The organism is Paenarthrobacter sp. NPDC090517 (assembly GCF_044769165.1).
Lineage (GTDB): Bacteria > Actinomycetota > Actinomycetes > Actinomycetales > Micrococcaceae > Arthrobacter.
Genome location: NZ_JBIVXN010000005.1, coordinates 145,015 through 170,072, shown reverse-complemented (window position 1 = coordinate 170,072; position 25,058 = coordinate 145,015). Strand labels below are relative to the sequence as shown.

General features: G+C 59.8%; 19 protein-coding genes. 8 read left to right on the top strand and 11 right to left on the bottom strand.

The window, feature by feature from the left end:
* Positions 1 to 73 precede the first annotated feature (73 nt).
* Both ACIQTW_RS16330 and ACIQTW_RS16325 read left to right on the top strand, forming a co-directional pair.
* The gene (locus tag ACIQTW_RS16330; protein WP_402938850.1) at positions 74 to 1,153 is read left to right on the top strand and encodes an ABC transporter permease; all 1,080 of its coding nucleotides are present in this window, start codon (positions 74 to 76) and stop codon (positions 1,151 to 1,153) included.
* A gap of 23 nt (positions 1,154 to 1,176) precedes the next feature.
* Complete coding sequence (locus tag ACIQTW_RS16325) at positions 1,177 to 1,878, top strand: ABC transporter ATP-binding protein (RefSeq protein ID WP_402938847.1); 702 nt, start codon at positions 1,177 to 1,179, stop codon at positions 1,876 to 1,878.
* 48 nt (positions 1,879 to 1,926) lie between these two features.
* Here ACIQTW_RS16325 and ACIQTW_RS16320 read toward each other — a convergent pair whose 3' ends face one another.
* Positions 1,927 to 2,325, bottom strand: coding sequence for a winged helix-turn-helix transcriptional regulator (locus tag ACIQTW_RS16320; RefSeq protein ID WP_402938844.1), 399 nt, complete (start codon positions 2,323 to 2,325; stop codon positions 1,927 to 1,929).
* Positions 2,326 to 2,426: 101 nt separating this feature from the next.
* Here ACIQTW_RS16320 and ACIQTW_RS16315 point away from each other — a divergent pair, with 101 nt between their 5' ends.
* A complete protein-coding gene (locus ACIQTW_RS16315; RefSeq protein WP_402938841.1) occupies positions 2,427 to 3,032 on the top strand; it encodes an NAD(P)-dependent oxidoreductase in 606 nt (201 codons plus the stop codon).
* Between the two features lie 7 nt (positions 3,033 to 3,039).
* Here the strand turns inward: ACIQTW_RS16315 and ACIQTW_RS16310 are convergent, their stop codons facing one another.
* The 5 genes from ACIQTW_RS16310 to ACIQTW_RS16290 form a co-directional block, all read right to left on the bottom strand.
* Positions 3,040 to 4,485: a phytoene desaturase family protein gene (locus ACIQTW_RS16310; RefSeq protein WP_402938838.1), complete on the bottom strand. Its 1,446-nt coding sequence runs from the start codon at positions 4,483 to 4,485 to the stop codon at positions 3,040 to 3,042.
* On the bottom strand, positions 4,478 to 5,995 hold the full coding sequence (locus tag ACIQTW_RS16305; protein WP_402938836.1) for a glycosyltransferase family 87 protein: 1,518 nt from the start codon (positions 5,993 to 5,995) through the stop codon (positions 4,478 to 4,480). The genes ACIQTW_RS16310 and ACIQTW_RS16305 overlap by 8 nt, the downstream gene beginning before the upstream one ends.
* A gap of 155 nt (positions 5,996 to 6,150) precedes the next feature.
* A complete protein-coding gene (locus tag ACIQTW_RS16300) occupies positions 6,151 to 6,291 on the bottom strand; it encodes a hypothetical protein (protein ID WP_017197242.1) in 141 nt (46 codons plus the stop codon).
* Positions 6,292 to 6,898: 607 nt separating this feature from the next.
* A complete protein-coding gene (locus tag ACIQTW_RS16295; RefSeq protein ID WP_017197241.1) occupies positions 6,899 to 7,480 on the bottom strand; it encodes a histidine phosphatase family protein in 582 nt (193 codons plus the stop codon).
* The gene (locus ACIQTW_RS16290) at positions 7,481 to 8,947 is read right to left on the bottom strand and encodes a CCA tRNA nucleotidyltransferase (protein ID WP_402938831.1); all 1,467 of its coding nucleotides are present in this window, start codon (positions 8,945 to 8,947) and stop codon (positions 7,481 to 7,483) included.
* Positions 8,948 to 9,143: 196 nt separating this feature from the next.
* On the opposite strand from ACIQTW_RS16290, the gene ACIQTW_RS16285 reads away from it, so the two are divergent.
* From ACIQTW_RS16285 to trxA, 5 genes are all read left to right on the top strand, one after another.
* Positions 9,144 to 9,647: an NUDIX hydrolase gene (locus ACIQTW_RS16285; protein ID WP_026005276.1), complete on the top strand. Its 504-nt coding sequence runs from the start codon at positions 9,144 to 9,146 to the stop codon at positions 9,645 to 9,647.
* 26 nt (positions 9,648 to 9,673) lie between these two features.
* The gene (gene murJ / locus ACIQTW_RS16280) at positions 9,674 to 11,692 is read left to right on the top strand and encodes a murein biosynthesis integral membrane protein MurJ (RefSeq protein WP_402938828.1); all 2,019 of its coding nucleotides are present in this window, start codon (positions 9,674 to 9,676) and stop codon (positions 11,690 to 11,692) included.
* 139 nt (positions 11,693 to 11,831) lie between these two features.
* Positions 11,832 to 13,517 carry an ABC transporter substrate-binding protein gene (locus ACIQTW_RS16275; protein WP_402938825.1) on the top strand — a complete coding sequence of 562 codons (1,686 nt, stop codon included), beginning with the start codon at positions 11,832 to 11,834 and terminating at the stop codon, positions 13,515 to 13,517.
* Between the two features lie 229 nt (positions 13,518 to 13,746).
* Positions 13,747 to 14,703, top strand: a complete 957-nt coding sequence (gene trxB / locus ACIQTW_RS16270) for a thioredoxin-disulfide reductase (protein ID WP_402938822.1) — start codon at positions 13,747 to 13,749, stop codon at positions 14,701 to 14,703.
* 34 nt (positions 14,704 to 14,737) lie between these two features.
* A complete protein-coding gene (gene trxA, locus ACIQTW_RS16265) occupies positions 14,738 to 15,064 on the top strand; it encodes a thioredoxin (protein ID WP_014923339.1) in 327 nt (108 codons plus the stop codon).
* A 5,377-nt stretch (positions 15,065 to 20,441) separates the two neighbouring features.
* Here the strand turns inward: trxA and ACIQTW_RS16260 are convergent.
* The 5 genes from ACIQTW_RS16260 to yidC form a co-directional block, all read right to left on the bottom strand.
* Entirely contained in the window at positions 20,442 to 21,656 is a 1,215-nt protein-coding gene (locus ACIQTW_RS16260; protein ID WP_402938819.1) for a ParB/RepB/Spo0J family partition protein, read from the bottom strand.
* 67 nt (positions 21,657 to 21,723) lie between these two features.
* Complete coding sequence (locus ACIQTW_RS16255) at positions 21,724 to 22,779, bottom strand: ParA family protein (RefSeq protein ID WP_402938817.1); 1,056 nt, start codon at positions 22,777 to 22,779, stop codon at positions 21,724 to 21,726.
* A gap of 87 nt (positions 22,780 to 22,866) precedes the next feature.
* Entirely contained in the window at positions 22,867 to 23,517 is a 651-nt protein-coding gene (gene rsmG / locus ACIQTW_RS16250; protein WP_402938815.1) for a 16S rRNA (guanine(527)-N(7))-methyltransferase RsmG, read from the bottom strand.
* Between the two features lie 6 nt (positions 23,518 to 23,523).
* Positions 23,524 to 24,075: a R3H domain-containing nucleic acid-binding protein gene (locus tag ACIQTW_RS16245; RefSeq protein WP_017199746.1), complete on the bottom strand. Its 552-nt coding sequence runs from the start codon at positions 24,073 to 24,075 to the stop codon at positions 23,524 to 23,526.
* Positions 24,075 to 25,058 carry a membrane protein insertase YidC gene (gene yidC, locus ACIQTW_RS16240; RefSeq protein ID WP_402938812.1) on the bottom strand — a complete coding sequence of 328 codons (984 nt, stop codon included), beginning with the start codon at positions 25,056 to 25,058 and terminating at the stop codon, positions 24,075 to 24,077. Before yidC ends, ACIQTW_RS16245 begins: the two co-directional genes overlap by 1 nt.

Sequence of the window (25,058 nt, the reverse complement as noted above, 5' to 3'; positions counted from 1 at the left end):
GATGTCACTTCGATGCGTCACCGGAAGAGTTGATGTTGACGGGACCAAGCCCGCTTTGAATCGAAGGAATCCGATGTTTCTTGCCATCCGCGACATCCGCTTCGCCAAGGGCCGTTTTGCGCTCATGGCCAGCGTCGTCGCCCTGATCACCCTGCTCCTCGTCATGCTTTCCGGGTTGACGGCGGGCTTGGGTAACCAATCGACGTCGGCCATTGGGGCCCTGCCCGTTCAGCAGATCGTTTTTGGCGCACCTGTTGGCGGCGCGCCAAAGGCGTCGTACACAGAATCGGAAGTTTCCTCCGCGCAGCTGGAGACCTGGAGGGAACAGCCAGGCGTTACTTCGGCCCATGCTCTCGGAATCGGCCAAACGCGCGTCCAGTCACTGGGAGCCGGAGGCGCACCAAGCGGTACAGCGAACATCGCCGTCTTTGGCGGGGCCGTGGCACCGGCAGCTGTGGAGGACGGGACGGTGGTCATTGGCGAAACACTGGCCAAGGAACTGACGCTGGAGGCCGGCAGCCTGGTCCGTGTGGGTGGGGCGGACCTCACCGTGGCCGAGGTTGTGGAGGACCAGTGGTACTCCCACACCGTAGTGGTCTGGACGACGCTCGACACTTGGCGGACAATCACGCATGCGGCCCCTGGCACTGCGACTGTTCTCGCCGTAACTTTCGACGGCGGACGTTCCTTGGACCTCGACGCCGCCAACAGAGCGGCTGGCACGGTCAGTATGGACCCCGCGGGTTCCTTCCAAGCCTTGGCCTCTTATAAGAGTGAGAACGGATCACTCATGCTCATGCAGGCATTCCTCTACGGGATCTCAGCCTTGGTGATCGTCGCCTTCCTGACCGTATGGACCGTGCAACGCACGCGTGACATCGCCGTCCTCAAAGCCTTGGGAGCTTCCTCGGGTTATGTCCTGCGGGATGCTCTTGCCCAGGCAGCCCTGGTCCTGCTGATCGGTGCCGGGGTGGGCGGCCTGTTTGGCCTGGCCGGCGGATTCTTCGCGGCTCAAGCGGCGCCCTTCCTGATCACGCCTATGACCACGCTGGTTCCCATCGTAGGGATCGTCCTCCTCGGTTTGGCAGGGGCTGTCCTGGCCGTCAGAAACGTCACCAAAGTCGATCCACTGCTTGCCCTCGGCGGCAACTAAGAATTCCCTGAAAGGCATATACCGTGAAAACGTCACTTTATCTGAACAACGTCTCGCTCGAATACCCTGATGGGGGCTCCACACTTAAGGCATTGGACGCCGTCGACCTCAGCGTTCGTAGGGGTGAGTTCCTCTCCCTTGTGGGTCCTTCCGGATCCGGCAAGTCCTCACTGCTGGCCGTCGCCGCGACTCTGGTTGAACCTACTGCGGGACAGGTCATCATCGACGGACAGGCTGTGTCCGGCCTTTCGAAGGCCGAACGCACAGCCCTCCGACGGGACAAGGTAGGCATCATCTTCCAACAACCCAACCTGCTCCCGTCGCTGACCGCCGTCGAGCAGTTGCTGATCCGTGAACATCTGCGAGGAAAGCCCGTGCGCGACGATCGGGAGAAGGCGGCGGAACTACTGAGCGTCGTCGGGCTGTCCGCGGCGGCGCATAAGAGGCCACACCAACTGTCCGGTGGCCAACGTCAAAGGGTGAACATCGCGAGGGCGCTCATGGGCAGCCCCACCGTTCTTCTCGTCGATGAACCAACGGCCGCGCTCGACCACGAACGCAGTGAGTCGATTGTCCGGCTACTCCGGCAGGTCACCGATGAATTCCGGACGGCCACTGTCATGGTCACTCATGACACCGAATTCCTGCCCCTCACCGACGCCGTCACCACAATGCGTGACGGACGGATCAGCCGCGCCTTGGCCCCGTCCGCGCTACCCAACTAGGTGACAGTTCAGGTCGTTCCCAGCGTTCAGAACGACCTGAACTGCGACTCAGTTGGGGGAGCCGAGGAGAGCTTCGTCCTGCGCTTCGTCGTAGGCATCACGGGCTTCCAGAATGGTGGGAACATGACTCTCGGCCCAGTGGCGCAACATGGTGAGCGGCTGCAGCAGGGACTCGCCCAAGGCTGTCAGCTCATACTCCACCCGTGGCGGTACCTGGGCGTAGACGGTTCGCGTAATGAGGCCGTCGCGTTCCAAGGCGCGCAGTGTTTGCGTCAGGACCTTGGGAGTAACTACGTTCACCATTTTCCGCAGTTCCGAAAAGCGGACCGGCCCGTCACCGAGCACTTGAATCACCAACGAGGCCCATTTATCGCCGATGCGTTGGAAGACCACCCGCGAAGGACAGTTGGGGTCCAGGATGTTTCCGGGGAGTTCGGTATTGTCCATGTGGTGTCGGTATCCCTAAGGTAACTAGGTTCCTTTGAAGCTATCAGTATCCACTGGATACCTTTGAGGCTGTTGTAAGGATACCAACCTCAAGGAGAGCTATGAAAATCGCAGTCTACGGCGCAACCGGTATGGTCGGCAGCCAGATCGTCAACGAATCCATCACCCGCGGCCATGAGGTCACAGCCATCTCCCGCAAAGGTGCAGAGGTTCCCGGTGCCGCTGCCCAGGCAGCTGATCTGGCTGACGCCCAGGCCTTCGTCACCATCGCCAAGGATCACGACGTCGTTGTGCTGGCTACGGGCCCCAGCCGCACCGGCGGCGACCACGGCGAGTGGCTCGACGCGATGGCTTCCGCCTACAGCAATGCCGAGGGAACCCGCCTCATGATCGTCGGCGGTGCCGGCACCTTGGAGATCGACGGCGTCCGCCTGCTCGATTCCCCCGACTTCCCCGAGGCCTACAAGGCAGAGGCCACCACCGCAGCCAAGGCCTTCGAAGCCGTGAAGCAGACCCCGGAGACCATCGACTGGACCGTCCTGGCTCCCGCTCCCGTCATCCAGCCGGGTGAGCGCACCGGTGAATACACGGTTGCCAAGGATTCACCGGCCGGCAACAGCATCTCCACGCAGGACTACGCAGTAGCCATGCTGGACGAGATCGAGAGCCCGGCGCACCGCCGCGCCCGCTTCACCGCCGCCAACTAACGGGCCGCTACAGTCCGACGCCCAGCCCGGGTACTCGCATCTTGAATATGTCCTTCAGGGCATACCTTGCCGCGTGGTACCCGGGCATTCCCGTAACCCCCGGACCAGGCGGCGTTGACGAGGAACACAGATACACGCCCTCCATTGGCGTTCGCCAAGGCACGTTGGACACAACCGGCCGTTGCACCAGACCACGCAGGTCCAACAGTCCTGCACTGAAGTCACCACCAACATAGTTCTCGTTGTACGCGGACAGTTCCGCCGCCGTCGTGGTCTTTGACGCCACCACAACATCCCGGAAGCCTGGTGCGTACCGCTCGATGCGCGCTGTGACAGCTTCGGCCATGTCCACCTTGGAGTTGGCGGGGACGTGGCAATAAGACCATAAAACGTGGCGACCCTCCGGAGCCCGCGTCGAATCCACCACGGATGGCTGGGACACCAGGACATAGGGTTCCGTTGGATGTTTGCCCATGTCCACCAGGTTCTCGGACTCTGCCATTGCCCGCCGTGAACCGCCAACGTGGACAGTCCCTGCCTTCGCCAATCCGGAATCACGCCAAGGAACAGGGCCGGACAGGATGAAGTCCACCTTGCACGCTGCATTCCCGAAGCGGAATGCTTCAAGTGCGCGACGGTACCGCTCGGGAACTTCCGAGCCACCCAAGCGCGCCAGAGTTGGCGGGGCAACATCCAGCAGGATGGCCTTCGCCGGCCGGACCTGATCCAGCGAACCCACGCGTTCGCCCACATGGATGATCCCGCCGTGCGCAGTGAGATCGTCAGCCATGGCCCGTGCAATGGACATGGAGCCACCCACCGGTATTACCCAACCGCCCGCGTGGGCCAGAATGCTAAGCAACAGCCCGGCACCCGTTGAGCTAAGGGACGGCTGCGAGCCGAGGGCATGCGACATTACACCCGTCAGTAGCGCAGGAGCGGCTTCTTCCCGGAATCGGCGCATCCAAATCGGAGTCCCCTGATCCAACGTCGCCAGCCCAAACCTAGCCGCGGCCAAAGGATCCTTCGGAATGCGCAGGAGTTGGTTGGACGTAAAGTCCACCACCCCGTCCACCCGCTCCAGCAAGGGTTCAAGTAACCGACGGTAGGCGGGGCCATCGACACCCAGCTCCTGCACCGTCCGATCCAGCGACTGGTATGCAAGGGCGGCCCCTCCGATGTCCAATGGCGTGCCGTGCTGCACCTCCGGCACCCTTAGGTCCACGCGCTGCGACAACTCGAAGGCGCGGAAGAAGGGCGAAGCCACCGCCATCGGATGCACTGCGGAACAGACGTCGTAAAGGTAGCCGGGTTCAATCAACTCGCTGGTCCGGGACCCCCCACCGATCGCATCAGCTGCTTCGTAGAGATGGACACTCAGGCCTGCACGGGCCATAACAACTGCGGCGGCCAGACCGTTGGGGCCAGCGCCGACGACGGCGACATCAACCATCGCTGTTTACCTCCATATGCTGGGGTGCTTTGGAATCGGTAGTCTCCACCGTAGCCCGGGGACGCCATGGCAGCACTGACCGGGACGGACGGATAACGTCGAGCCGTAGCCAATCCCGGGCGTCGTCGAACGGGCCGCCATGGGGATCATCCTGGCCATGCGCGCGTAAGGGATCCTGGGCTGGATCCCAGATATCAATGACCACCCTCACCATGAGATATGCAGTTGCGACCATATGCAGTCCCACGGCCAACACGTAGTAGGACATATCAATGTTGTGCTGGACGGAACCGCCGCTGGTCGTTTGGCCCAGGTACATCCACACGGCGGCCCAGTGCAGCCCCTCGGCAGCTTGCCAGATCAGGAAGTCTCGCCAGCGGGGCCGGGCCAGAGCCAGGAGCGGGATGAGCCAGATGACGAACTGGGGCGAGTAGACCTTGTTAGTCAGGACGAATGCGGCAACTATCAGGAACAGCAGTTGGGCCAGACGGGGTCGCCGTGGAGCACACAAGGCCAGAGCACCAATAAGCACGCATGCGAGGACGAACAGGTACAGGGCCAGCGTGTTAGTGGCTGCGCCATCCACTTGCGCCCACCGAACCCTGTCCGCCACCAGGTTGTAAGCGAACCAAGGTGAGCTGTATCCGGCAGGGCGATCCCGGCTGAACTCGAAGAAATATCGCCAGCCCGAGGGGTTCATCGCTGCGATGGGCAAATTCACCGCTAACCAGGATGCTACGGCCGCACCAGCGGTGATGAAGAAGGCCCGTAGCTTGCCGGTCCGCAGGCTCAGTAACAGCACGGCACCGAGGATAAGTACCGGGTACAGCTTGGTGGCCGCTCCCAGCCCGATGACCAGGCCCGACAGGATCAGCTTGTCCCTGGAGAAAAAGTACATCCCCAAGGCCAGCAGCCCCACAGCCCACATGTCCCAGTTGATGAATCCGGCCAGAATGATCCCCGGCGCTACGGCCACCATGGCGGCGTCCCAAGGGCGGCGCCTATTGATTCTTGCAGTCAGGAGGACGGAAACGATCCAAACCGCGACTATTAGTGTCGCGTTGATGTCGAAGTAGCCGAGGATCCGTTCGTTCCCCATACCCTGGCCAGGGACCAGAAACGCTGTCACACCGGCGATGATGCCCATGAGCACTGGATACTCGAACAGGCTGCCCTGGGTGAAGAAGGGAAATATGCCCTCACCGAGACCGCGGTTCCGGAAGAGCTCAGGGAAGTCGGAATAGCAGGTCGCATAGAACTGGCCCGGAGTCTCCCAACCGCGGACGCGGCAGTAATCCTTTGCGAGTACGGCGAGCAGTGCAGCCACAACAGTGAGGATTATCAGTACCCGTTCCACAGTGAACGGGGCAGGCGAAATCTTCCCGGGCGAGGAGTGTTTGCCCAGGGGGCCGCCCACGAGTTCCGTGAAGTTACGAAGCAGGGCATCGCTGCGGCTTGGAACCACTAAGCGGGCACGTTTTGGTAGCCGACGAGGCCTCGTCTCCTGCATGCGATCGAGCTTACAGTCCTGCGGGGTTCACGCGGTTGGAGGTTCACGGGGTTAAACCGGGTTAAAGGGGAGGAGCCCACGCGTAGCCGCGTGGGCTCCTTGAGGTTCAGCATGAATCTGTGGCACCTGAACTCCTTCTGCCTGGCTGGAGGGAATCAGCGGATGAGTCCCATCTGGTGCAGGACAACGTAGACGTCTTCACGGCGCTGGTCCAGCAGCTGGCCGTTGAACAGCGTGCGGTCCTTGGGAGCATCGGTGCTCTTGTAGAAGCGCATGTCTTCGGGGCGTTTTCGCATGGTTCACCTCCTTTCGTAAAAGAAATAATCGGAATTTAGGCACAACAATTAGAGCCCTGTGAGTTCAAATGAAATCAAGGCCCAAATAGGCATAAATAGCCGAGGCTAATAAAGTGGATTTGCGGACCGAATCGGGAAAGCCCCAATCGTCGTGCAATAGCGCGTGCTTCCGGCAGTCGACCCAACAAGAAGCTGGTTCCGAACTATGGGGAAACTGCGCACCCGCGGCATGCTGCGTGGGTCCGCGCCTACAACTGACTACTCAGCCATCCAAAGAAAGGAAGGCCGCCAGGAACACCGCCGGCGACTAGCCGGTCCGGTAGTTCAGGAGTGGGTCAGAGAGCAAAAATGGCGTCGATCATCAGCAGAGGCCGGGGTAGCAGTGACGGTCAACTTCCGTCCGCTAGTCAAAGTAATCATTTTTCCCAACCTCCTTTTCTGGCTGATAAGCAGCCTGCTGTGGCATTGTCCCGGCTGACTGAACCGGAGAATGCGCGCCTTGTTCCCGGCGGGTCGCTCTGGGAACAAGATATAAGCTACCTCATCAAGAAGGAGTTTGACCAGCGAAATTAGCTATTTCACCAAAAGTTTTTTCTAAATTCGTGTTTTAGAGTCCCCAACGCACAATTGCAGGCGTTCGTTTATCCCAACCGAGGGTGCAGACCTTCGCCGTTCCCAGGATGAAGTGCCGGCCTTCGCGGGCATCCATTTCCAGCCAGCGGGCGGTCAGGATCCTGGAGAAATGACCGTGGGCCACTATCAGGACGTTGTCCATTCCGGATTCCAGGACGCGTCCAATGATTTTGTCCGCCCGGGCAGCAACTTCATCCAGGGTTTCCCCGTTGGGTACGCCATCGGTCCAGATGAGGTAGTCCGGGTTGTCCTTGCGGATCAGGTCTGAGCTGATGCCTTCGTAGTCGCCGTAGTTCCACTCGACAGCCAGCGGCTCATGGACGGCCTCCGGGTAGCCCGCGAGTTCTGCCGTGCGGCGGGCGCGGCGGAGTGGCGAGGTCAGGACGAGGTCGAAGTCGATACTTTCCAGCACCTTGCGGGCTTCTACGGCCTGCTGCTCACCCTCAACAGTGAGGGGAAGGTCCGTCAGACCGGTGTACTGACCGCTCTTGGACCATTCGGTCTCGCCGTGTCGAAGTATCCAGAGTTGCGGACGCGGGGAAATGGCAGCGTTCAATTAGGACTCCTCAGTTTCGGTCAAAGGCTCGACGACGGCGGACTCGGGTTGCGCTTCCCACCATGCCAGGAGTTTCCGCTCGGCTTCCTCGGGGGAAAGTGGTCCATGTTCCATCCGCTCCTCCAAAAGGAACTTGTAAGCCCGCCCCACCACGGGGCCGGGCTTCAGTCCCAAAAGCGCCATGATCTGCGCTCCATCAAGGTCAGGCCGAACGGCCGCCAAAGACTCCTGCTCCATAAGGGCCGCAATACGATGCTCAAGGTCATCGTAGGCGAAGGACAAACGGTCGGCCTTGCGCTGGTTACGCGTAGTGACGTCGGATCGGGTGAGCCGGTGCAGGCGTTCCAGGAGGGGACCGGCGTCGGTCACGTAACGGCGGACTGCGGAGTCGCTCCAGCCGGCATCGCCGTAACCGTAGAAACGCATGTGCAATTCGACCAGGCGGGAAACCGCTTTGATGGACTCATTGTCGAAGCGCAACGCCTTCATCCGCTTGGCTGTCAGTTTGGAACCCACAACGTCGTGGTGGCGGAAGCTCACCGCGCCGCCCGGTTCAAAGCGGCGCGTAGCCGGCTTGCCGACGTCGTGCATCAATGCCGCGAACCGCAGCACAAAATCGGGGCCGGGCACGGGGCCGTCAGGTCCTGTTTCCAGTGCGGCAGCCTGCTCAAGGACCTGCAGCGAGTGCTGGTACACGTCCTTGTGCCGGTGGTGTTCGTCGGCTTCGAGGCGCAGGGCGGAAACCTCAGGGAGCACGAACTCAGCGAGCCCAGTGTCCACCAGGAGATCGATGCCTACCCGCGGGTGCGCTCCGTTAATGAGCTTGACCAGCTCTTCCCTGACCCGCTCAGCGGAAATGATCTTGATGCGGTCGGCCATCTGCGACATGGCGAGCCGAACGTCGTCGTGAACCGACACCCCCAGCTGGGAAGCGAACCGGGCGGCGCGCATCATGCGCAGTGGATCGTCGGAGAAAGAGGCCTCGGGGGCGCCTGGTGTGGCGAGTTCCGACGCATGGAGATCGCGGACACCGCCGAACGGATCCACAAGTTCCAGGCTTGGCAGCCGCAGCGCCATGGCGTTGATGGTGAAGTCGCGGCGCAGCAGGTCATCGGTCAGGGAGTTGCCGAACGCCACCACCGGCTTTCGCGAATCGGGGTCGTAAGCCTCCGCGCGATACGTGGTGATCTCGATCTGGAAGCCATTCTTCTTCATACCGATGGTGCCGAAGGCGCGCCCGATTTCCCAGAAGTTGTCCGCCCACTTCTTGATGACCGAGATGGTCTGGTCCGGCGTGGCGTCGGTGGTGAAGTCGAGGTCGGGGGATGTCCTCCCCAAGAAGAGGTCGCGCACGGGTCCACCCACCAGGGACAGCTCGAAGCCGGCATCGACAAAGCGCTGCCCGAGGTCGAGCACCACCGGATCGATGGTGAAGTTAACTGAAGAGCTGTCCAATACGTGCGCCATAGTCCCTTAAGCTTGGCAGATTTTTACTCAGCATTGGGCCACTGTTCCATGCGAAATCAGGCATGCGTCCACGGACCATCTCCTGCAGTCCATCTTGTGGCCATGTCCCGGTCATCACTCGAGGGCAAGAGTCGTTAGAGTGGACCTCATGGCCAACCCGATCCCGAGCGCTCCTGGCAGGAGGACGAACGCACCGTTGCCGTCGGCAATCGGCGCGCACGTCGCGCCTGCCCAGCAGCACCCGGTGCAGGCCTCACTTCCCACTGTGGAGGAAGTGTCAGCCGGTGGCGTTGTAGTGGACACGTCCGACGGCGAACTCCGGGTTGCGATTATCGCCCGCCTTAATAGGGGTGGCCGGCTTGAGTGGTGCCTCCCGAAGGGCCATCCGGAAGGCCGCGAGAACAACGAGGAAGCCGCTGTCCGTGAGATCGCCGAGGAAACCGGCATCGAAGGCAGCATCCTTGCCCCCCTGGGCAGCATCGACTACTGGTTCACCGTGAGCGGCCACCGGGTCCACAAGACCGTGCACCATTTTCTGCTCCGGGCAACGGGCGGCGAGCTGACCATCGAGAATGATCCGGACCAGGAGGCTGTTGACGCAGCATGGGTCCCCATCCAGGAACTGGCCCGAAAATTGTCCTTCCCGAATGAACGCCGCATCGCTGATTTGGCACGGGAAGTGCTGCCCGAACACCTCTGACCCGGGTACATGGGACGATAAAGGCGATGTCTGAAGCCAAAACAACCCAGTCCGTTCAATCCGGAGAAGCACGTTCCAGCGCCATCATGGCAGCAGGAACGCTGGTTTCCCGGTTCCTTGGCTTCGCCAAAACGTGGATGCTTGGTGCCGCCCTCGGTCTGGGCTCCACCATCAATGACACGTTTATTAACGCGAACAACCTGCCGAACCTGATTTTCCTGCTGGTGGCCGGCGGCGTGTTCAATGCCGTCCTCGTCCCTCAGATCATCAAGGCCAGCAAGGCCCCGGACCGGGGCGCGGACTACATCAGCCGGCTGCTGACCCTGGCAGTCCTGGTGCTTCTGGCGCTGACGGCGTTGGTGACACTAGCGGCGCCCTTGGTCATCGACCTCACCACCCAGGGCTACTCCGAGCAACAGAAAGCTTTGGCAGTCACTTTCGCTTTCTGGTGTCTGCCTCAGATCTTCTTCTATGGGCTCTACGCCCTCCTCACTCAGGTGCTAAACGCCCACGGAGCGTTCGGCCCTGCCATGTGGGCCCCCATCCTCAATAACCTGGTGGCTATCGCCGGCCTGGGGATGTTCATCTGGATTCTTGGCGAGAACGTCTACAACCCCCACACTTTGGACAATTGGGGACCCACCCAGACGCTCCTGATTGCCGGTTTCTCTACTTTTGGCGTGGTGGCACAGACTGCCATCCTGCTGATTCCTGTCTTCCGTTTGCGCCTTGGGCTCCGGCCTCGATTCGGCTGGCGCGGCGTTGGACTGGGCCAAGCAGCCAGGCTGAGCGTCTGGACGCTGGCGACGGCCGCCGTCGGCCAGCTGGCCTTCCTCTACGTCATGAGGATCGCCACCATTCCTGGAGCCGAGCGCCTCAGGTTGGACAATGCAGGGGACAGGGCTGCTGCTGCCGTCCTGCCCGGCAACGCTGTTCTGGAAGTCGCGAGCCAGCTGTACCTGCTGCCGCACTCGATCATCGCTTTGTCCTTGGCCACGGTGCTCTTCAACCGCATGACGCGCGCGTCGCAGGACGGCAATAAAGACGAACTGCGCGACGCCCTTTCCCACGGTCTCCGCACCATGGCGGTCGCTACGGTTTTCGGTGCTTTGGCGCTTTTCGCCCTGGCTGGTCCGCTGGGCATGTTCTTCTCCGGCGGCGAACCGCAGGACGGTGTCATGCTGGCCCAAACGCTCACCATCCTTGCCCTCAGCACGCCCTTCCTGAGCGCGAACTTCATGATGTCCCGCGTGTTCTACGCCAACGAGGACGCCCGTACCCCCCTGTATGTCCAGTTGTGGCTGGCCGTTATCTATGTGGTGGGCGCGTTCTTCATCCAGTTCCTGCCAGTCGGCCAGATCATCTACGCGATCGCTATCCTTTACACGCTGGGCAATATCCTCTCCGTGGTGATCAGCGTCGTGTTCCTGCGCCGCTTGCTGGGCCACCTCGACGGTCCCCGCATCGCCAATTCGTACATCCGCATGGGCTACGCGGGCCTGGGATCTGCGCTTGCCGGAGCTGGGGCCTTGTGGCTTCTGGGTAGCTACCGCGCCGACGGTTTCGCATGGAGCAGCCGCCCGGCCGCCCTGGTGACGGTCGTCGTCGTCGGGCCGGTCATGCTGCTCGCGTATTTGGTCCTTCTTCGCGTCTTCCACGTCACCGAACTACGCGACCTCCTGCGTCCGTTGATGGGTCGCCTGGGTAGGGGCGTACAGGCACCGGTTACCGGCGCAGCACCGGAACCCACGACGCCGGCACGCGCCACGGTTTCGGACGATACCGGTTTGATTCCGCGCATCTCCGGTGAGTTCGACGCCGCCTCCTTCAGGGCCGGTCCGGCGTTGGCTCCGCGTCGGACTACCGAACCCGCTACTGAGGACTCCCCGGACGCACCCAAGACCTACCTACCCGAGGAAGACACGCCCAGCACGGCACGCGGCGGCAAGTTCCGTCCGCAGGTCCCCCTACCGGGTCGGCGCACCTACCAGGGTGACACCGGGCAGAATCCGTACTTCCCCGCTAAGGGCAGCCACAGGAAGTAAGCCGGTGGCGCCAACATGGGCGGCGGGCCTCAATCCGCTAGGCTAGAAACGAATATAGGTAGTTGCAAAAGCGGCTCAACCGGCTCGCCGGGGGAGCCATGTGCAGGACCGCAGCTCCCGGACAGCCTAGGAGGAACACGTGTCCCACCCGATCGACGTCGGATCAGTACTTGGCGGCCGCTACAAGGTCACGGCCAATGTATTGACCTCGCATGACCAAGATCAGGTGCTCGACGGCGTGGACCAGGTCCTCAACCGTCCCGTGAGCATCCTTGTTGCCGGTCCTGGAAATGCCGAGCAGGTTGCTCAAAGCGCCCGCGAAGTAGCCACCGGGGAGAGGCCCGGCCACGTTCAGATCCTGGACTTGGGCATCAGTGAAAACACCACATACCTGATCACCAACCACAGCACCGCCCCGGATCTGTTGGACCTTGTGGTCGCCACTAACCCGCCGTACATTGAGCCGTTCTTCACGGAGACACTCGGAAGCGAGATCTTCGGCCAGCCGCGCACTTATGAGCCTGAAACTTATGACGGCCTGTACGAGGATGATGAGCACGACGCCGAGTACATCCAGTACGACGAAAATGGCTACCCCATCCCTTCCGAGGCCGACGGTGAGTCTGAGCCAGCTGCGCCTGCACGCACCGCCCCGCACGTACCGCCTATGCCTTCGTCCAGCCCCTCTTCGCCAAAGAGCGGGATCGCGGGGAAGCTGGCTGCGGCCGCTGCCGGCGCCGGAGCAGCGGGGGTTGCCGCCGCTGCAGCGCTCAAGCATGCGGGTTCCAAGAATAACGACGCCGGTGCTGCCGCGACTGGTTCCGCCGAGGCTGGCGCTGGCAATGCTGGATCTGCTGGCGCCGGTTCCAAGGGCGGAGCGTCACCTGCTGTTGCATCGCCGCCGCCCACCCAGGCCGTTTCATCTCAGCCCGTTTCGAGTTCGCCAGTTTCGTCGCCGCCAGCCAGCCGCGAGCCTGCCGCGGAGCCAAAGGTTTCCCTCTGGTCCGAAGAGGACTACGGCTTTAGCGGCTCCGGCGCCGGTGCAGCTACTGGTGGATCCGGTGGCATAAGCCGTGGTACCGATTCCGGCTACGATCGCGCCCCAAGCAGCTTCCCGGCGACGTCAGCAATTACGGACGATTACGTGGACGAGGACGTTTACGAAGACGATGCCCCTGAGAAGGAACCACGTTCCCTGCGTTGGCTTGTAGGCGGCCTTCTCGCAGCTGTCTTGGTGGTCGGACTCATCCTTGCGGTGACCAATCTGGGCAGCCTCCTGCCAAGCGGCGCACCTGCCGCGACGCAAAGCACGCCTGCTCCTCAATCTTCCGCCGCCGAAACCGAGGAGCCTTCGCCCACTGAAGCTCCGGCCCCGGCCACACCGCCGGAAATCGAAGGCATCACGCGCCTCGGCGATTTCCCCTTCGCCGCCACCTATGACAAGGACCTTGCCAAGGCCTTTGACGGCAACGCTGCAAGTTACTGGTCGGACATGGAATTCGCCTCGGCAAACTGGGGTGGGCTCTTCGAAGACATGCCCCTTGTGGTTAAGCTCAAGGAACCCACCGAGGTCAAGTCAGTAGTGCTGAATCAGTTGGGTGGCTCCGGCGGCAGCATCAGTGTCTACACCAACGATCGTCCTGCGATGGACGGCGCAAAACTGGTGGGCACCAACAGCTTCACTTCCCCGGAATTGACCATGCCGCTTGCAGCACCGACGCAGACCGAGTACGTCATCGTGGTCATCAGCGCACTCCCGAAGCTGGCTGCGCCGAAGACACGATTTGGATTCGGATTGCGTCTGGCCGAGGTCACGGTCCAGTAGCCAAACCCAACTAGGTAGCAGAAGAGGCCGTTTTGACTCGTCAGAACGGCCTCTTCTGCTACCTACATTCGCGTCACCGCTTAGATTCGGCATGCCTTCAGACGGTACCCTGAATGATGGTGGCTTTTAGGGTCCCCAACTCCAACGGAATATTTGGAAAGCAACAGGGGTTGAGTCAGGTGGCTGCCCCGAAAGCCGCAGCATCGACTAAGGAAGAGGTTCACGCCACGTGAGCATTGCAGAAAACAGCGCATCGCAGGTGCGTGACGTCATCATCGTAGGTTCAGGCCCTGCCGGCTACACAGCCGCCGTTTACACCGCCCGTGCCAACATGAAGCCTCTGCTCATTGCCGGTTCGGTCACTGCTGGTGGCGAACTGATGAACACCACGGACGTGGAAAACTACCCGGGTTTCCCGGAGGGCATCATGGGCCCGGACCTGATGGAGAACTTCGAGAAGCAGGCCGCTCGTTTCGGCACCGAGATCCAGTTCGAGGATGTCACCGCGCTGGAGCTCGACGGCGACATCAAGACTGTGACCATCGGAACGGGGGAGACCTTCCAGGCGAAGGCCATCATCCTGTCCACAGGTTCGGCATATCGCGAGCTCGGACTGGCCAACGAAAAGCGACTGTCCGGCCACGGTGTTAGCTGGTGTGCAACCTGCGACGGTTTCTTCTTCAAGGACCAGGACATCGCCGTTATCGGTGGTGGCGACTCCGCCATGGAGGAAGCACTGTTCCTCACCAAGTTCGCTAAGTCCGTTACAGTTGTCCACCGCCGCGACACCCTCAAGGCTTCAAAGATCATGGGCGACCGTGCCCAGGCTCACGAGAAGATCAACTTCGTCTGGAACACCGCCGTTGAAGATGTTCTTGGTGAAGACAAGGTCACCGGCCTGAAGCTGAAGAACCTGGTGGACGGCACTGAGTCCGAACTCGCAGTCACCGGCGTGTTCGTAGCCATCGGCAACGACCCCCGCACGGATCTCATCAAGGGCAAGGTTGATCTGACCCCCGAGGGAACCATTGCCGTAGAAGGCCGTAGCTCCCGGACCAACATCAAGGGTGTCTTCGCCGCGGGCGATGTCATTGACCCCACGTACCGCCAGGCCATCACGGCTTCGGGCTCCGGTTGTGTGGCTGCCCTTGACGTAGAGCACTACCTCGCAGACCTGCACTCCTAGACTGCATCCAAGCAACCATACGAAGGGAAAAGTTATGAGCAACGCAAAAGACGTAACTGACGCAAGCTTCAGCACGGATGTATTGGCTTCCGAGAAGCCGGTCATCGTGGACTTCTGGGCAGAGTGGTGCGGCCCCTGCCGCAAGCTCGGTCCCATCCTCGACGAGATCTCCGTTGAGTACAGCGAGAAGGTTGACGTAGTAAAGCTCAACGTCGACGACAACCCCGCGATCGCCGCCGAATATGGCATCACGTCCATCCCGGCCGTCTACCTGTTCAGTGGGGGAGAAGTGAAGAGCACTGTCATCGGTGCCAAGCCGAAGCAGTTCTTCGAAAAGGAATTTGCGGACGTCCTGTCCTAGGCTTCAGCTGATCTAGTTTCTTATAAGGCCGGCGGTTGCAGCTCCTAAGGGGTTGGAACCGCCGGTTTTTTGCTGCCCATTTCAAAAATGAACCCTTTTGGTTCACTTTCTTGGCTATTTTGCGCTCAACTGGATCGAGTGTTTACACTTCCAGCCAGATCGCTTCTCCCTAACCGGGGTAGGGAGAAGTTGGACGCTCTCCCACCTCCCACACCCTTGGGCCCCACCCTCTCTCACCTCCCACACCCTTGGGCCCCACCCTCTCTCACCTCCCACGTGCTTTGGTGGCCTATCCGTCCCACCAGGTCCCGTCCGTCTGCAACTCCGGTAAGGCGATCCGGGTCGGCTGGACTCGCGGGCCCGCCAAGGCGATTCAACAGCGTATCCCTTATTGGCCTTTGGGAAGCAGTCGGGCCGACAACCTAACTTTTCTACTCAGTTCCCGGATTCTCAGCTGCGCTCGCTCGAAAGAATTGGTACAGCTAGCGGCTGGTTCGACTCGCCAGGGTTGCTTCCGCGACCACGCTGCGGAGTGAATTCAATTCGAGTTCCTTTTGCGCGTCCTCCTACCTCGTGCTGTTGCTCGTCGAGTTCTTGGAACGCGCCGAAGCTCAGTCTGACTCGTTGAGCTTGCTCGAACTGACCCAGCCCGTCTCCCGTCTTGTTTCACGTGAAACGGAGGGGATCGCGAACTAAACACTGAATTCTTCGGTCTCAGAGGCATTGCTTCTTACCCTGTTTCACGTGAAACATCAGGAGAGAATTGAAGGCAAACGTTTCTTGGTTTCGGAAAGCTCTAGTCACACGTAGTCGCTGCTGCAAACAACAACCACGAACTAGCGATTCGCTTGAGCTCAGGTCAGTGCGCTCTCACGAACACCGCTACTCTGCACTCCGACCAGGCGGCAAGTGTCGCAGATTCATGTAGGGGCTGGCTGTCAATCGCTGAGAGCATAGAAACGCTGGCTGACGGCAGTGGATGGCGAAATGGTGGCGTAGGGGTCACGATTGGAAGAGCACGCAGCAATTCCATGGACCAGATCTCTGAATCCTATACGGGGCCAGTGCGCATGATGGCTTTGAGTGGGCCTCCTGGGCGTCAGGGCTGTGGAAGACGGCGCGGGCGGTACTGGGGCCTCTAAGCGATGAGCCGCCGCGGCTACCGCCTAGAGACGTTTAGGAGGCAGAGCTGAGAATGGGAGATCGGTAACTGCAGGGTGATGTTCCTTAGTGGCCTTCCGTAGGCTGACAGGCTCGGTTCTGGACGTCGGCGAGGCGACAGCGCATGCAAGGTCTTCGACCGAAATGGGGAGATGGGACCATCTTGGCTATAGTCCTGGAACGCGCGGCCATCCTCAGCCACGCATCCCTGCGGGTCAGGTCCCCGTGCGGAACCATCAACCCAGTAGCGCGCCAACGAGAACGATCGTCAACCTTTCAAGCTAATTCATCGAACCAGCGCTATCCGAACAGGATTAGGTGGAAAAGCCGTTCACAACATCCATGGTGGCGCGACATTTGCTTGTGAACCCGCTTCTGGGAGACAGCATCACGGTTAGACAATCACCACACAGCCAGCGAGGCCAGCTGGCAGTGAGGTCACTACGTCAGAATTGCCTTCAGGTTCATACTCTTCGAAAGACACCCCCGCGCTTTGGGCAGACCCTAAACGTATCCCCAACTAACCTTGGATCACCGCAAGGTCAGGACGTGACAGCGACGTTGAAGGCAGTGACACGGCAGGCTACCGCGCTCGTAGCAGTGGAAGTGTTTCACGTGAAACAAGACAAGGGAAGCCGTAACTTCGGCCGCTACTTTATAGTTGCGCTTCATCTGGCATTGGCTAGGCTACCGAAGTTCTTGGCCCGACTCTATAACATCGGCCATTTGAACAAGCTCAAGTGGAACCACCGAAACCCAGTACTGCACGACCCAAGGCTCAGCCTTGTTGCGTTCTGGGTGAAAGTATCCGGTCTCTCAAGAAGCTATGCTGGCATACACGGGGTCCTCATTGGTCCAGCCCAAATTCCAGCCAGGATACACCTTGAGAATGCGAACTTGAGCATCGCCGCAGCATCAGAAGGGTCGACCGAGCAACGGCCTGAACACGAGGGCGCACGCAGCACGGTCTCACCACTCCACTCAACGCGTGAACCCGTAGCCAACTCGGCTCCCGCCGAAGATTGAAGGCAAATCGCGATTGTTTCACGTGAAACACCATTGGAGGGGACGAGGACATGTTTCACGTGAAACAGTTCGACCCGCCCCCCTACTATCGCCTCGGCGCGGGAGACCTCAGAGAATGAGCGGGACGTGTCCCAGGGTGTGGATGATGGGACACTCGGAGTCCAGCAGTCCAGACCTTTTCATGTTGTCGCTAACCGGACATTCCGGGAACAATAGCTACCGCATAAATGCGAACTGTCGGGGCCACGCCACCTATCTAGGGCAGACTTGGCAACGACCTAGAACCACCGCACCAGTTCCTTAGCAAGCTCTTCATGTAGAGATACATCCGATGAATTGACACAGTGCGCTGCGGCTCCGTCGCTGAGGGTCAAGATAGAGAATCCGCCTAGGCCGTGTCTTCTGCAAACGACCACCAATGTTGGAAGCGAATCATCGGGAAGGGACAACATGTGTGATCCAAGCAGGTCCTATGAGGACGGCGATTCAGCCCACCCTGGCACTTGAGCTTTCGTATAGACGGATTATATCGGGCGAGCTATGTATCGTTATCCACCGAGTTATGCACATCGTTATCCACAGGCTTATCCACCGCTCATGAGCTTACACCCATTTGGTCGCTGGGCCGCCCGCATATCCGCCCGTTCCAAGGCCGGGCAGCTTTCGCACTTGCTGGACCACCGGGCACTGGAATTGCAGCGTTCAGTCGCTCCTGAGCAGACTACGAGGCGGGAAAATCACAGCAAATCGGGCAAATTGCGCAAACTGAGGTCACTTAGCTCCGAAGGCCGCTACTTGCCGCTCTAGTGTGGATCATTCACCACCAACGAACCGAAGCAATTGCGACTCGGTCCTTCACTAAGTTGGAGGGGTTCGGCAAGAGTCCATACTTACCCACAAAGTTATCCCCAGAGTTTTCCACAGGGATATCCACTGACTTATCCACCGACTCCAATTCGTGTTGCGGTACGCATCGAGGTCGGGAAGGCAGTCAGCGGCATGCTGTTTCACGTGAAACGTGCGACCCCGCTTCTGTTGGCAGGACGAGTTTCCAGTCACACGACCAGCGCACGAGCGAACCGCCGTGAAGCACTCCGGGACAATAGTCCCCATACCAACATCAGACCAATCGTGGGCAACATCACTGCTGCTAGGAGAGTAGTGACGGGTCTGCTACAAGGGTCCCTGCTATTTGTCGTCGTTCCCGGACGCCTTTGGATCACGGTCCCCAATGGCGGCCACACGGTGAGATTGACAGCACTCTTGATAAAGAACGCGGAAGGGCGCAGCAGTTTGTCCTGCCTTGTCGCACCCCTCCAGCGGATCGATATGGTCCTGGTGGCATCGGTCCACCGCGTTTCGGAGCTCACTCGAGACCACTTATCTATACTCAAGCACAGCTCACCTTCCGTAATGGAACAGCCCAGTCCGAGCGCGCTAGAGAATGCAGGCCGCTACCCACACGGGTACCCAGAAGGCGCTCTGCAGTTCCAGTGCCTCGGTTCACTCCAGAAGCGCGACGACAGCCCGATACCAGGACCAGGGCGGCGGCGACCAACTATCAATGGGCACATCGTGCATAGCACCGAAGAGCAAGCCTGTGCCTAGACCAAGCGTATTCCTCCACGGAAGTGCTCTCACAGGGAAGCTTGGCACTAGGTTGGTGAACTCCTCAGATGCCCCGCTACCGTGCATTGAGGGGACCGACAGCCTACCCCACTAGCAGGACCTTGAAGGGTCCGGGGGAGTGTTGGTGTCCAAAGGCGCCATGCAGCCTCCGTGAGCAGTCGTCTAGGACGCACCCTAACCGACGTAAGGCTAAACAGTTGTTGCCGTGGCATGACGCTTCCTGCGAGGACTGAATAGCCGTAGGTAAAGGTCTCTCTCGAGGAAGGGCCGATGAAAAGCAGGCTGACTCCAGGACGCAGTCCTCTTCTATGGTCCGACTGATCTGGGGTCCGACACATAAACTGCGCTCCTCATACTCAACGACCTAAGAAATAGAACCCGTGCCCAGAGAAGGTCATTCTGATGGCGCCAGCAAAGATTGCTTGACGTACCGGCCCATGCTTTTCCATGAACCACGCCCTCTGAAGAAGACTAGGAGAAGGTTCGCAATGATTCAGAGCCAATGAAACCGCGCTCCGCTTAGACCAGGCCCAAGGGGCATCCGATGGGTCCTAGGCAGGGCGAAGCAGGCTGAAGCGCTGGGACAACAACAACCACCGCTGTTTCACGTGAAACGGCTTCAACCATTTCGTGCTTCGATGGTAGAACGAGCTCGAATAGATGACTCTGTCGGGAGCCGCGACTGTCGGGCATGTACAGGGGAGCGCACATACACTTAGCTCGCTTCGATAACAGCGTCGTACACACTGTCCTCCGGGTCAACCCAGCAGCAGCGTGTTTCACGTGAAACGTCTTTAAATCTGCAAGCCACCGGCTTCCGTGCGCTCTCAAGTCCAGATCATTTAGATACTGAGTTGTTCCTGCCAAGCTATTTTCCGCCAAATGGGGTGCCTAGATTGGCAATAACGACCTAGGTTTCCCATTTGAACGCGTAAGTTCGCGCAGTGACGGCACAGCCAGCATGTTTCACGTGAAACTCAATTCCACGTCGTTCCAGCTATCTCCTCCATCGTGCAGAAGGATGGTCGACCCTCCTTTCAGTCTCCTTAGGCATATGGTGCCAACTGGTCGACGCGATCGGTCTTTCGAGACAACTGTATGGGTGAAGGAGTAGTCGCGACGTAGACGCCCTCACAAATATTGACCTATGAGGAAACGGTGGCCACAAACCTGAGTTTCAGGTCGAGATCTCCCGGCTAATAATGGAATCACAGGACCGCAATGGCACAGCCAATATTCGAGGAACCTCGACGTAATGTGCTCTGGCTCCTCCTTCGTCCTGAGACAGGGGCATTTAGACTCAAGGGACCAGCTAAGCTCACGTGCAGGCATCCCAGTATCTCTCAACTGCCAAGGTCGCGGACTATCGTACCTGCGGGCAACCTTGCTCCTTCGGGTGGCTTACCGACTCTTAGCAGCGGTAGATAGTTCGTTTCACGTGAAACACCGCAAAGTCAGGGACATCGACCTGGTTCACATAAATGGAACTCGGCCGCCGACGGTGAATTCAACAAAAACGGGGCCCCCATCACATGTGAGCCCCGTTTTTGGAAGGTTGGTTCTAGTCCTCAGCTCCAGGGCCCAAGACATCCATAATCCGGTTGAGATCCTCAACGCTAGCGAACTCAATACTGACACGTCCCTTGCGTGCACCCAACGTAATCTTCACGTTTGTGTCCAGGCGGTCCGAAAGCGATGATGCCAAATAGTCCAAACGTTCGTGTCGGGCATTGGGCTTCGGGATGCTGGTCTTTGCCGGCGTCGTGGGGTCTTGGTAGAGAGCAACAGACTCCTCAGTTGCTCGTACTGACATGCCCTCGGCCACGATCTTCTGTGCCATTCGTTCCATAGCAGCAGCATCAGGGAGCGCAAGCAAGGCCCGTGCATGTCCCGCGGACAAGACGCCCGCGGCGACACGCCGCTGAACCAACGGCGGAAGCTTGAGCAGACGCAGGGTGTTGGACACCTGCGGGCGCGAACGACCAATCCGGTCGGCCAGCTGCTCATGCGTAGTTCCGAAGTCTTCCAGAAGTTGCTGATAGGCGGCTGCTTCTTCCAAGGGATTCAGCTGGCTACGGTGCAGGTTCTCCAGGAGCGCATCGCGGAGAAGGTCATCGTCGGTGGTATCACGAACAATTGCCGGGATCGTTTCGAGCCCCGCAGCCTGCACTGCACGCCAGCGACGTTCGCCCATGACCAATTCATACGGTTCCCCACCCTTTTCGGTTGAAGTTCGTACGACAATTGGCTGGAGGACTCCGATTTCGCGCACGGAGTGAACCAGCTCCGCCATGTCGTCTTCATCGAAGACCGAACGAGGCTGTTTGCGGTTAGGGTGGATGTCGCCGACGGGGATTTCAGCGAACCGGGCTCCAGGGACTTCCACAAGCTCCACGTCCGGTTGGGACTTCGACGCCGGAGAGGAAGTCGCTGCCGCCGCCGCCGTTGGACCTGCTACGTCTGAAGCTGTCTTGCCAGCTGCGGCAGTCCGCGAAGCCGCGGGCTTCGAACCCGACCCTGCAGACGCCGATGTCTTGGTGCTGGAGGACTTCGTCGCCGAAGCCTTGGCAGGTGACTTCGCAGCAGTTGGTTTGGCAGCACCAGCACCCGGTTCCTCGAGTACGGGCTCCACCGGCGTAGGCTCCTCGGCTTTCCGGGCCTCAGGAAAAAATAGATCCACGGGACGGGACGGTGCAGCACCGTTCCCTTGGGCCGCGGCCGAGCTAGGAATGAGAGCCCCAAGACCCCTGCCGAGGCCCCTTCGCTTTTCGCTCATTGATTCATCCCTCCGATGGAATAGCCGAGCACGGACCGGCCCAAGCTGTTGCAGTGTTTCAAGAATTCTAGCGTTCGGCTATTTCGGCGGCGGCTTCCATGTAGGAGAGCGCGCCGCTCGAAGAAGGATCGTACGTCATGACTGTCTGCTGGTAGCTCGGAGCTTCCGAGATGCGTACCGACCGCGGAACTACGGCACCCAGAACCTGCTCAGGGAAGTGCTGGCGAACCTCGGAAGCAACCTGAGCCGCCAGGTTCGTCCGGCCGTCGTACATAGTGAGGAGAATGGTGGAGACAACGAGGTCAGCATTCAAGTGCTTCTGAATCATCTCGATGTTCTTCAGCAATTGACTCAGGCCTTCCAAGGCGTAGTACTCGCACTGGATAGGAATCAGCACCTCACTGGCGGCGCAGAACGCGTTGACTGTCAGCAGCCCCAGGCTGGGAGGGCAGTCGATGAAGATGAAGTCCAGCCGGCCCTCTCCATTGTTCTCCCGCTCCTTGGCGTACACGTCAATGGCACGGCGAAGTCGCTGCTCGCGGGCAACAAGTGAAACAAGCTCAATCTCGGCGCCGGCCAAGTGAATGGTGGCGGGCGCGCAGATCAGGTTGGGTATGTCAGGACACGGAGCTACAACTTCCTTGAGCGGAAGATCGTTGATGAGCACATCGTAGATGCTGTCTACGTCAGCGTGGTGCTCAATACCCAAAGCTGTAGAGGCGTTGCCCTGGGGGTCGATGTCGATGACCAACACGTTGAGACCGGCAGACGCCAAGGCGGCAGCAATGTTCACGGTAGTGGTGGTCTTGCCCACGCCGCCCTTTTGATTGGAAACCGTGAAGATGCGGGTTTTGTCAGGCTTAGGCAGTTCCCGGCCGATCAGCCGTTCGCGGCGTCGGGTTTCGTTAGCCAACTGGCGCGCGATGGGACTGGAATCATCAATGGAATCCATGACGTTACGCACTCCATCTGAGACGGTTTCACGTGAAACGGCAGCATTATCAACCGAATCAGTACGCACTATTGCGGACTGAAGAGATGCAGAGGGTGTAGCCATGGCCCGCGCGGACCCCAAAGACATAAACGGGGGAATTCGCTGCGTGGAGGTTTCACTACTACCCACTGGTCACACTCTCACTCTCATTCGGCGCTTGCTGCCGTTCTCTAGCCTAACCGCTCGACCGCCGACACGCGGGAAACCGAGCGGGACCTACGCCGTCTTTCCGGGCTTGTTGACGATGATCCTCACCACGGTGGTGGGTTCCTCCAAAAGCTCCTGTCCACAAACCACAACTGACGTCTCAATGCCGCCGAGTTTGCGGATGACCTTCTTTGCCTTCTCAATCTCTTCCGCGGCGCTGCGCCCCTTGATGGCCACCACTTCGCCATGACCATTCAGGAGAGGGATGGTAAGACCAGCCAGGTTGGAAAGAGCAGAAACGGCGCGTGCTGTCACGACGTCAGCATCCACCATTCCGACTGCGAGCTCAGCCCGGGTCCTCATGATGGTGACGTTATCCAAGCCGAGGTCATCAACAACCTCCTGGAGCCAGATAACACGACGCTCCAACGGCTCAATCAAGGTCAGCTCGAGATCCGGACGTGCAATTGCCAGGCAAAGGCCCGGAAGGCCCGCGCCGGATCCGACGTCGGCAACATGGCTGTCCATGGCAATGGCGGACTCAATAACTGCACAGTTCAGGACGTGACGGCTCCAAAGGCGCGGAATCTCGCGGGGGCCTATCAGCCCGCGTTCCGTCCCCGACGTAGCCAGGTGCTCAACATAGCGCTTGGCAAGATCCAAACGCTCCCCAAAGATTTTCTCTGCCGCTTCCAGTTCAGCTGCCGTGATTTCAACCATGAGCTGCTAGTCAGCCGAAACGACGATGTGGCGGCCAGCGCCTTCGCCCTCAGACTCGGAGACGAATCCGAGGTCAGCAACGGCGTCGTGGACGATCTTGCGCTCGTAAGCACTCATCGGCTCAAGGGCAACTGTGCCGCCATCAGCTTTGACCTTGGCCACAGCATCTTCGGCGATCTGCTGAAGCACGCCGGCGCGTTCCTTGCGGTATCCATTGATGTCCAGAACAAGGCGTGAACGGCTTTCGGTGGCGGAAAGGACTGAAAGACGGGCAAGTTCCTGCAGGGCTTCCAGGACTTCTCCATCGCGCCCCACTAGGCTGTCCAACGCTGCTGACTCTTCATCAGCGCCGATGGAGATATATGTGCGTCCGTTCCGGACCTCAATGTCGATGTCGCCGTCGATGTCGGCGATATCCAGGAGTTCTTCGAGGTAGTCGGCGGCGATGTCGCCTTCCTCCTCCAGACGGCTGGCCGTCTTGGACTGCGTCTCTTCCTGCGAGTCCTCTTGGTCTTCAGTCACAGCGGTCATTGCTTCTTCGGTGCTCTCGGCAGACATTACTTCTTCTTCCTGTTCTTGCGTTGTGGCTGGACGCGCTGGGCCCTGATTTCGGCTGCTGCCGCAGCGGCAGCTTCGGCTTCAGCGGCTGCGTCCGCGGCGGTGTTCTTCTTTCCACCCAGCAGCGGGGGCAGGCCCTTTGCGGCACGGCGCTCTTCCAGCGCCTTCGCTGCGGGGGATCCCGGCGTAGGCATACGGCGAATAACGAAGAACTGCTGGCCCATGGTCCAGAGGTTGGTGGTGGTCCAGTAGATGAGGACACCGATCGGGAAGTTGATGCCACCGATACCGAACACGAGCGGCAGGATGTAGAGCATCATCTTCTGCTGGCGCATGAACGGGCTGGCCATGGCCTCTTCGGACATGTTCTTGGCCATGATCTGCTTCTGCGTGATGAACTGCGAGGCCGTCATGGCAACGATCATCACGATGGAAAGGATCCATACTGCAACTTCGTTGCCACCGGCACCGCCGTGAAGCAGTGAAGCGGACAGCGGTGCACCAAAGATGCTGGACTCATCAAACTGGACAACTTGGTCGGCACTCATGGCGCCGATGCCCTTGCCGCTGTTTCGGGCGGCGGTGATGCCCGACAACACCTGGAACAGTGCAAAGAAGAACGGCATCTGGATCAGCATCGGCAAACAAGCCGAGAACGGGTTGGTGCCGTGCTTCTTGTACAGCGCCATCTGTTCCTGCGCCATGGCCTGGCGGGACAGCTGATCGGTCTTGCCCTTGTACTTGGTCTGAAGCTTCTTCAGGTCCGGCTGCAGCAGCTGCATGCCGCGCTGCGCTTTGATCTGCTTGACGAATACAGGAATCAGGGCGGCACGGATCACCAACACGAGGCCAATGATGGACAAAGTCCACGTCCAGCCGTTCGCGGCGGGCAGGCCAATGAAGCTCAGTCCCTCGTGGAAGCCAACCATGATGATTGACACCAGCCACTTGAACGGAAACATGATTGTTTCAAAGAAGTCCAT